This is a genomic window from Rhodovulum euryhalinum, from assembly GCF_004342445.1.
GTDB lineage: Bacteria > Pseudomonadota > Alphaproteobacteria > Rhodobacterales > Rhodobacteraceae > Rhodovulum > Rhodovulum euryhalinum.
The window spans coordinates 56896-66059 of record NZ_SLWW01000016.1 but is presented as its reverse complement, the minus strand read 5'-3'; the positions used below and the strand labels follow the sequence as shown (position 1 = coordinate 66059).

General features: G+C 67.5%; 8 protein-coding genes. 6 read left to right on the top strand and 2 right to left on the bottom strand.

Going from position 1 to position 9164, the window contains the following annotated elements; genetic code table 11:
• Nucleotides 1–377: 377 nt before the first annotated feature.
• Nucleotides 378–1781, bottom strand: a complete 1404-nt coding sequence (locus tag EV655_RS16465) for a helix-turn-helix domain-containing protein (protein ID WP_132546451.1) — start codon at nucleotides 1779–1781, stop codon at nucleotides 378–380.
• Nucleotides 1782–1933: 152 nt separating this feature from the next.
• Between EV655_RS16465 and EV655_RS16460 the strand changes: the two genes are divergently transcribed.
• The 6 genes from EV655_RS16460 to htpX all read left to right on the top strand — a co-directional run bounded on the left by EV655_RS16460 (nucleotide 1934) and on the right by htpX (nucleotide 8387).
• Nucleotides 1934–3133 (top strand): aminotransferase class V-fold PLP-dependent enzyme, encoded by a 1200-nt coding sequence (locus tag EV655_RS16460; protein ID WP_132546450.1) that lies wholly within the window; start codon nucleotides 1934–1936, stop codon nucleotides 3131–3133.
• Between the two features lie 36 nt (nucleotides 3134–3169).
• Nucleotides 3170–4111, top strand: coding sequence for an HpcH/HpaI aldolase/citrate lyase family protein (locus EV655_RS16455; protein ID WP_132546449.1), 942 nt, complete (start codon nucleotides 3170–3172; stop codon nucleotides 4109–4111).
• A gap of 71 nt (nucleotides 4112–4182) precedes the next feature.
• On the top strand, nucleotides 4183–5355 hold the full coding sequence (locus tag EV655_RS16450) for a malate--CoA ligase subunit beta (protein WP_132546448.1): 1173 nt from the start codon (nucleotides 4183–4185) through the stop codon (nucleotides 5353–5355).
• Nucleotides 5356–5366: 11 nt separating this feature from the next.
• Nucleotides 5367–6263 carry a succinate--CoA ligase subunit alpha gene (sucD, locus tag EV655_RS16445; RefSeq protein ID WP_132546447.1) on the top strand — a complete coding sequence of 299 codons (897 nt, stop codon included), beginning with the start codon at nucleotides 5367–5369 and terminating at the stop codon, nucleotides 6261–6263.
• A 79-nt stretch (nucleotides 6264–6342) separates the two neighbouring features.
• Nucleotides 6343–7398, top strand: coding sequence for a selenide, water dikinase SelD (gene selD, locus EV655_RS16440; RefSeq protein ID WP_132546446.1), 1056 nt, complete (start codon nucleotides 6343–6345; stop codon nucleotides 7396–7398).
• 80 nt (nucleotides 7399–7478) lie between these two features.
• Nucleotides 7479–8387 carry a zinc metalloprotease HtpX gene (htpX, locus tag EV655_RS16435; protein ID WP_132546445.1) on the top strand — a complete coding sequence of 303 codons (909 nt, stop codon included), beginning with the start codon at nucleotides 7479–7481 and terminating at the stop codon, nucleotides 8385–8387.
• Nucleotides 8388–8389: 2 nt separating this feature from the next.
• Here the strand turns inward: htpX and EV655_RS16430 are convergent, their stop codons facing one another.
• The gene (locus EV655_RS16430; RefSeq protein ID WP_132546456.1) at nucleotides 8390–9160 is read right to left on the bottom strand and encodes a hydroxypyruvate isomerase family protein; all 771 of its coding nucleotides are present in this window, start codon (nucleotides 9158–9160) and stop codon (nucleotides 8390–8392) included.
• Nucleotides 9161–9164: the final 4 nt, after the last annotated feature.

The following is a 9164-nucleotide window of genomic DNA, read 5'->3' as shown; positions in this document are numbered from 1 at the left end:
CTCCCCCCAGAACCCCGCAGGGTCCTCAACCGAAGCCCGGTACATCGCCTCGTACCGCGCCGCATCAACATGCGCACCGGATACAAAGTCCGAACTAGGCGGATAAAGCTTGTCGGTATCGTCCCCGGTGGCGGTTGCAGTCATGGTCACGGTCTCCTTTTCCTCCGGACGGGCCGGACGCGCGGGCGTCTCTGGCTTTCACGATGTTGGCATTTACCAGATCCTGTAAAAAATCAACGCGGCAATGCGAGAGCTGTCGTGAAATTGTGAAGGTTCTGACCGGGAGACGTAACGTTATTGTCAATAAATTGACAAAACTGGCCGAATCTGGTCGCCGGACTCGTTGAAAAGGTTAACCCGTGGGCAATCGGCGCGGTTCAGCTTTCGTAGCGGGTGGCGCCGCGGCGGCGTTCGTCGACCGGAGTGGCGAGGATCGCTGCCTGGTGGGCGCGCTGGTCGCAGGTGGCGCGCGGACAGATTCGGCAGTTGATTCCGATCGGTGTTACCCTTGCGCCAGTCAGGCCCTCGGAATAGCCGATCTCCTCGGCATGCTCGATCGCGCAGCCCATCGCCACTGCAAGCCGCAGGTCCTGGGTATGGCGGGTCAGGCTCGGTCGCTCGACGGTGCGCGAGAAGACGAAGAACTGGCTTGCGTCCGGCATCTCGACGAATTGCGGCACGATCCGGCCTGGCGTCCGGAACGAGGTGTGCACATCGAGCCGCGGGCAGGCGCCACCATGCTCGGCGAGGTGGAAATCGGTCGCGTTGAACCGCTTGGTGACGTTGCCGGCCTTGTCGATCCGCAGGAAGAAGAACGGTACCCCCTGCGCGCCGCTGCGTTGCAGCGTCGTGGCCCGGTGGCAGGCCTGCTCGAAGCTGACGCCGAAGCGGGGTGCGAGATGATCGAAATCGTACTTGCAGGCCCGCGCCTCGGCGAGGAAGGGATCATAGGGCATGAGCACGGCCGCGGCGAAGTAGTTCGCCAGTTCCACCCGGCAGCGCGACAGCCCCTGCGGGTCGGTGATGCCCGACTGGTCGAGCAGCGCGTCCAGCGTCGCGCGCTGTTCGATCAGTCCGGCGACATGGGTCAACTGGAAGACGCGATTGGGGTGGTCCAGCCCCTCGGACAGCAGTACCTCGCGCCGCGCCTCGTCGTATTCGCGCATCGTATCGCGCAGATCGGCCACCGGGACGACCCGCACCGTCAGGCCCAGCCGGTCGCGCAGCCGTTCCTTGAGGGCGGGATAAAGATCGTCGAGCGCGATCCGGCGTCCTTCCCAGAAGGCTTCGGCGGCGGTTTCAAGCTCGGCGAAATGGTTGTGCTTGCGCCGGAAGAAATTGTGAACCGCCGCCTCGGGCGAAGCGGCGAGCAGCGCGCCGCCATCTTCGCGCGACGCATCCGTGACGGCAAGAAGCCGGTCGGTCGCGGCGAGATAGGCCCGGTGCAGGTGCAGGAAGCAGGCGGCCAGTTCGGGGCTGTGGACCTGGGCCGCGCGCAGCTGCGCGAGATCGGGGCGGCGTGCGTCGAACAGCGGATCCTGCACGGTCGCGCGCAGGTCGGCCAGGATGGTCGTGTCCTCGTCCTCGGCGATCTCGCGCCAGTCGACGCCGTAGGTCTCGAACAGCCGCAGCATCACCGCGGCCGACACGCTGCGTTCGTTCTTCTCCAGCAGGTTGACATAGGAGGTGCTGATCCCCAGCGCCCTGCCCATTTGCGCCTGGGTCTCGCCCCGCTCGATCCTGAGCCGCCGCAGATGCGGGCCGATAAACGTTTTTTGCATGGGTCCGCCAATTTCGTGCATTTTACAATTTCACATTTTTGGGATTTTGTAAAACCTCGCGTTCACAGCAGGACCCGGATTCGCTTCGTGTTTCGTCGGAAATGCGGTCTTAAACGCGCAGCATTGGATCAGTGCGCGCGAGGAGGCCCCCCATGAAGACCGGTTTGACCCATCTGTTCATCCCCGGACCGACCAACATCCCCGAACCCGTCCGCCAGGCCATGAACGTGCCGATGCAGGACATGCGGGCGCCGGATTTCGGTGACCTGACGCTGGGTCTGTTCAAGGATCTCAAGCGGGTGTTCCGAACGCGGACCGGCCAGGTCTTCCTGTTCCCCGGCTCGGGAACTGGTGCCTGGGAGGCGGCGATCACCAACACGCTGAACCCCGGCGACAAGGTGCTGATGTCGCGCTTCGGCCAGTTCTCGGCGCTTTGGGTCGAGATGGCCGAGCGGTTGGGCCTGGATGTCGAGGTGATCGATGTGCCCTGGGGCGCGGGCTGCCCGGTCAAGGAATATGCAAGGCGGCTGGGTGCCGACCGGCATGGACAGATCAAGGCGGTCTTCGTCACCCATAACGAGACCGCGACCGGCGTCACCTCGGATGTGGCGGGCGTGCGCAAGGCGCTGGACGACTGCCTGCACGACGCGCTTCTGTTCGTCGATGGCGTGTCCTCGGTCGCCTCGATCGACTTCCGGATGGACGACTGGGGCGTGGACCTTGCCGTGACCGGCAGCCAGAAGGGACTGATGTTGCCCGCCGGCCTCGGCATCCTCGCGGTCAGCGAAAAGGCGATGGAGGCGGCGAAGACCGCCACCATGCGCCGCGCTTATTTCGAGTTCTCGGACATGGCCAAGCTGAACGCCACGGGCTATTTCCCCTACACGCCGCCAACCCAGCTGTTCCACGGGCTGCGCCGGTCGCTGGACCGCATCTTCGACGAGGGGCTCGACAACGTCATCGCGCGCCATCACCGGCTGGCCGAGGGCGTGCGCCGCGGTGTTCGCGCCTGGGGGCTGACCCTGGTGGCCGAGCACCCGGTGCTCTGCTCCGATACGGTGTCCGCGATCCGGGTGCCCGGGGACGTCGATGCGCGCGAGGTGATCCGCATCGGTTATGAACGCTACAACATCTCTTTCGGTTCGGGGCTGGCGCAGCTTGCCGGCAAGGTGTTCCGCATCGGTCATCTGGGCGACCTGAACGAGGGGATGTGCCTGACCGCGCTGTCGCTGGCCGAACTTTCACTGGCCGCCGCTGGCGCCAAGGTCGAGTTCGGATCGGGCGTCGCCGCCGCGCAGCGCTGGTATGCGGAAACCGCCGCCGCGCCGCGCATCAGTCTCGCCGCGGAATAAGTCCCGAGATCCTTATCCCCAGAACGGAGCCTTGGCATGAGCCACACCCTTCACCCGCTCAGGCGGCAACGCCTGCAGCGGTCCGAACTCGCCGTACCCGCGTCCAACCCGACGATGGTCGAGAAGGCCGCCGACAGCGAGGCCGATTACGTCTTTCTCGATCTCGAGGACGCGGTCGCCCCGCCCGAGAAGGAGCAGGCCCGCAGGAACGCGATCCAGGCCCTGAACGACATCGACTGGGCCGCCAAGGGCAAGACCGTGTCGGTGCGGATCAACGGGCTGGACACGCACTACATGTACCGCGACGTCGTCGACGTGATGGAACAGGCGGGCGACAGGGTGCATACCCTGCTCGTGCCCAAGGTGGGCGTGCCGGCCGACCTCTACATGGTCGAGGCGATGGTCAACCAGATCGAGCAGGGCAAGGGGTATCAGACCCGCGTGGGTCTGGAGGCGCTGATCGAGACGGCGCTGGGTATGGCCAATGTCGAGGACATCGCGCGGTTCGGCGGCCGGCTCGAGGCGCTGCATTTCGGGGTGGCGGATTACGCGGCCTCGATGCGGGCGCGGACGGTGAATATCGGCGGTCTGAACCCCGATTACCCGGGCGACCAGTGGCATGCCTCGATCACGCGGATGGTGGTGGCCTGCCGCGCCTATGGCCTGCGCGCGGTCGACGGCCCCTTCGGCGATTTCTCGGACCCCGAGGGCTACAAGGACGGGGCGCGCCGCGCCGCGGCGCTGGGCTGCGAGGGCAAGTGGGCGATCCACCCCAGCCAGATCGCGCTGGCCAACGAGGTGTTCAGCCCGCCCGAGGCCGAGGTGACCCGCGCGCGCCGCATCATCGAGGAACTCAGGAAGGCCGAGGCCGAAGGCCGCGGGGCTGCCGCCCTTGATGGCAAGATGATCGACGCGGCGTCGGAACGGATGGCGCAGAACATCATCACGGTCGCCGAAGCCATCGCGGCAAAGGGCTGAGCGGACCCACCGTCCACAGGCTTGCCGCCACGGCAAATCCCCTATGTTTAAAATCTTGAGGGAGGTGACAAATGGACATTCACGAATATCAGGCCAAGGAGATCCTGGCGGGCTTCGGTGTGCCGGTGCCGCGCGGCGGGCTGGCCTACAGCCCCGAACAGGCGGCCTATCGCGCCCGCGAACTGGGCGGCGACGCCTGGGTGGTAAAGGCGCAGATCCATTCCGGCGGCCGCGGCGAGGCGGGCGGCGTCAAGGTCTGCAAGTCCGAGAAGGAGGTGGCCGAGTTCGCCGCCGGTCTCTTCGGCAAGCAGTTGGTGACGCGGCAGACCGGCAATGGCGGCAAGGGCGTCTACCGCATCTGGGTCGAAGAAGCGTCTGACATCGCTCAGGAGCTTTATCTCGGCTTCGTGCTCGACCGGAAGACCGAGCGAATCATGGTCGTCGCCTCATCGAGCGGCGGCATGGAGATTGAGGAGATCGCCGAGGAAGACCCCGAAAGCCTGGTGCGCATGGTGGTCGACCCCGCCCACGGGCTGGCCGAATACCAGGCCCGCGAACTGGCCTTCCGGCTGGGGCTGAAAGGCGACCAGATCAACCAGATGGTCAAGGCCGTGCGCGCCTGCTACCGCGCCTATCGCGACCTCGACGCCACCATGGTCGAGATCAACCCGCTGGTCATCACTGGGTCGGGCGACCTGGTGGCGCTGGACGCCAAGATGAGCTTTGACACCAACGCGCTGTATCGCCGCCCGCAGGTCGAGGCGCTCCGCGATCCCAGCCAGGAGGATTCGCGCGAGGCGATGGCCCATGACAACGGGTTGTCCTATGTCGGGCTAGATGGCGATATTGGCTGCATCATCAATGGTGCCGGCCTCGCCATGGCGACGATGGACATGATCAAGCTGTCGGGGGGCGAGCCGGCCAATTTCCTCGACATCGGCGGCGGCGCTTCGCCGGAACGGGTGATGACCGCCTTCCGCACCGTGCTGTCCGACCCGAATGTCAGCGTGATCCTGGTGAACATCTTCGCGGGCATCAACCGCTGCGACTGGGTCGCCAGGGGCGTGGTCGAGGCCTACAAGGCCGAGGGCCTGACCCTGCCCGTGGTGGTCCGGCTCGCGGGCACCAACGTGGACGAGGGCCGCAGGATCATCGACGAGTCGGGCCTGCCGCTCATCACCGCCGAAACGCTTGCGGAAGCCGCCGAGAAGGCCGTCGCCGCCCGCCCGAAACGCGCTGCCTGAGGAGAAGACCCATGGCCATTCTGATCGACGAGAACACCAAGGTCGTTGTCCAGGGCATGTCCGGCCGGATCGGCAAGTTCCATGCCGAGGAAATGATCGAGTACGGCACCAATGTCGTCGCCGGCGTCACCCCCGGACGGGGCGGCGAGACGGTGTTGGGCCGTCCCGTCTTCAACACCGTGCGCGAGGCGGTCGAGGCCACGGGGGCCGAGGCGTCGCTCTTGTTCGTGCCGCCGCCTTTCGCCGCCGACGCGATGATGGAGGCGGCCGATGCGGGCATCAAGACGGCGGTCAGCGTGACCGACGGCATCCCGGCGCAGGACATGATGCGGGTGAAACGGTTCCTGCGCCGCTACCCGCGCGAAAAGAAGATGCGGCTGATCGGACCCAACTGCGCCGGCATCATCTCGCCCGGCAAGGGCTTCATGGGGATCATGCCGCCGCACATCTACGAGGCGGGGCGCGTCGGCATCGTCGGCCGCTCGGGCACGCTGGGCTACGAGGCGGCCAGCCAGATGAAGGCGCTGGGGATCGGGGTGTCGACCAGCGTGGGCATCGGCGGCGACCCGATCAACGGCTCGTCCTTCAAGGATATCCTGGAACTCTTCGAGGCCGATCCCGAGACCGACGCGGTGATGATGATCGGCGAGATCGGCGGTCCGCAGGAGGCCGAGGCCGCGGCCTATGTCGAGAAGTACATGACCAAGCCGGTGGTTGCCTACATCGCGGGACTGTCCGCGCCCAAGGGTCGCAAGATGGGCCATGCCGGGGCGATCATCTCGGCCTTCGGCGAAAGCGCGCAGGAAAAGGTGGAAATCCTCTCGGCGGTGGGCATCACCGTGGCGCCGAACCCGTCGGCGATGGGCCAGACCATGGCCGACGTGCTGGCCAAGCGCGCGGCGGCCTGAGCGGCGGGGGCGGAAAAGTCTGCTTTCGGGCGGGCTCCGGCGGGGGTATGACGGGGCGTCCCCGGACCGGAGCCGCGCCATGACTACCGCCCCCACCGCCCCCGAACCTCGCCTCACCTCGCTGGCCCATGGCGGGGGGTGCGGCTGCAAGATTGCGCCGGGTGTGCTGTCCGAACTGCTCGCGCAGATCTCGGGGCTGCCGGTCCCGCCTGAACTCCTCGTCGGCACGGCCACGTCGGACGATGCGGCGGTCTACCGGCTGAACGACGCGCAGGCGCTGGTCGCCACCACCGATTTCTTCATGCCCATCGTGGACGACCCGTTCGATTTCGGCCGGATCGCCGCCACCAACGCCATCAGCGATGTCTACGCGATGGGGGGGCGCCCGATTCTGGCGCTGGCGCTGGTGGGCATGCCGCTTGCGCATCTGTCCACCCGCACCATCGGCCGCATCCTCGAAGGCGGCGCGGCAGCCTGCGCGGCGGCGGGCATCCCGGTCGCGGGCGGGCACAGCATCGACTCCGTCGAGCCGATCTATGGCCTCGTGGCGCTTGGCCTTGTGCATCCCGACCGCGTGCGCCGGAACGATGCCGCGCGGGCGGGCGACGTTCTGATCCTGGGCAAGCCACTGGGCACCGGGATCATGTCGGGCGCCTTCAAGAAGGGCCTGCTGAGCGCGGACGGCTATGCCGAGATGCTGGACACCACCACGCGGCTGAACACGCCCGGTCCCGATCTGGCCGAGATGCCGGGCGTGCATGCGATCACCGACGTCACCGGCTTCGGCCTCGCGGGGCATGCGCTGGAACTTGCGCGCGGTGCAGCCTGCCGGGTGGACATCGACTGGGCGCGGGTGCCGGTGATGGGCGAGGTGCGCGATCTGCTGGCGCAGGGCTGCGCCACCGGTGCCTCGGGGCGCAACTGGGCGAGCTACGGCGCCGAGATCACCCTGCCCGAGGGGTTTGCCGATGCCGACCGGGCGCTGCTGACCGACCCGCAGACAAGCGGTGGCCTGCTGGTCGCCTGCGCAACGGACGCGGCGGATGACGTGCTGGCGGTCTTTGCCGCCCACGGCTTCGACCGCGCGACGGTGGTGGGCCGGGTGGCCGAGGGCAGGGGTCTCGCCCTCGTCTGAGGCCGATTGCGCGGCGCGGCGCGCCTCCTATATCCGTTCCATCCGCCCCGGAGGCGGTTCAAGGACGGAGGATCAGACCCGTGGGTTACGCCAAGACTGCGATCCTTATGGCGGCGATGACCGCCCTTTTCATGGCGCTCGGCTACTTGCTGGCCGGGGGCAGCGGCGCGACGATCGCGCTGGCGGTGGCGGCGGCGATGAACGTCTTCACCTGGTGGAATTCCGACAAGATGGTGCTGCGGATGCACAACGCCCAGCCTGTCGGCCCGAACGACCGGCTGGGCCTGTCGCAGATGGTTGCCGATCTGGCGCGGAACGCGGGCATGCCGGTGCCCGCCGTCTACCTGATCGACACGCCGCAACCCAACGCCTTTGCCACCGGGCGCAACCCGCAGAACGCTGCAGTGGCGGTAACGGCCGGCCTGATACAGGCCCTGTCGCGTGAGGAACTGGCGGGTGTGATCGCGCATGAGTTGGCCCATATCCGCAACCACGACACCGCGATCATGACGGTGACGGCGACCTTTGCCGGGGCGATCACGATGCTGGCGAATTTCGCGCTGTTCTTCGGCGGGCGGCGCGAGAACGGGCTGGGCATGGTGGGTACGCTGGCGATGATGTTCCTTGCGCCGATGGCCGCGGCGCTGGTGCAGATGGCGATCAGCCGGACGCGGGAATATGCAGCCGACAAGGCCGGGGCCGAGATCTGCGGCCAGCCGCTCTGGCTTGCCTCGGCGCTGGAGCGTATCCAGGCGGGGGCCGCGCGGATCGACAACGACGCGGCCGAGCGTAACCCGGCCACCGCGCACATGTTCATCATCAACCCGCTGCATGCCCACAAGCGCGACAACCTGTTCGCCACGCACCCCGCGACCGAAAACCGGATCGCGGCGTTGCGCCAGATGGCCGGCGCCGCAGCCGCGCCCCGACCGGGCGCACCCTGGGGCGCCTCTGCTCCGCGCGGTCCCTCTTCTGGCCCCTGGGGCTGATCTCAGCCCGTCCGCCAGTCGGAAAGCCACCCCAGACTGGCCGAGGTTTCGGCGCGCGGCCGGTATTCTGCGCCGAAGGGGTGGGACCAGCCTTCGGCGGCGAAGGCGGAGAGAAGCCAGCGCAAATCCACCTCGCCCCGGTCGGGTTCGGCCCGGTCGGGCACGCCCGCGAACTGCACATGGCCGATGGCGTCGTACGCCGCGCGGAACTGGGTCAGCAGATCGCCGCCGGTGATCTGCATGTGGTAGCAGTCGAACATGATCTTCAGGTTGTCCCGCCCCAGCGCCGCGACGATATCCAGCGCGTGGTCGAGCCCCGAGAGGTGATAGCCGGGCACATCGCGCGGGTTCAGCGGCTCGATCAGGATGTCGATGCCGCGTGGCGCGGCCCGGTCGCAGGCAAAGGCGAGATTGGCACGGAAAGACTCCTCTGCCCCGGCTGCGCCATGGGGAACGCCCGCCAGCACATGCACCGCCCCCGTGCCCGTCGCCGCGGCATAGTCGAGGGCCTGCCCGATGGCGGCGCGCGCCTCGGCCTCGCGCCCCGGCAGCGCGGCTAGTCCGAACTCTCCCTTCGCGCGGTCGCCGGGTGCGGTGTTGAGCGACAGCATCGGCAGGCCGGTTCCGGCCAGAGCCGCGGCCACCTCGGCCGCGGGCAAGTCATAGGGGAAATGGCATTCGACCGCGTCGAACCCTGCTGCCTTTGCCGCCCGGATCGCGTCGGGCAGGTGGTGCTCGGTGAACAGGAAGCCCAGGTTGGCGGAAAAGCGCAGCCGC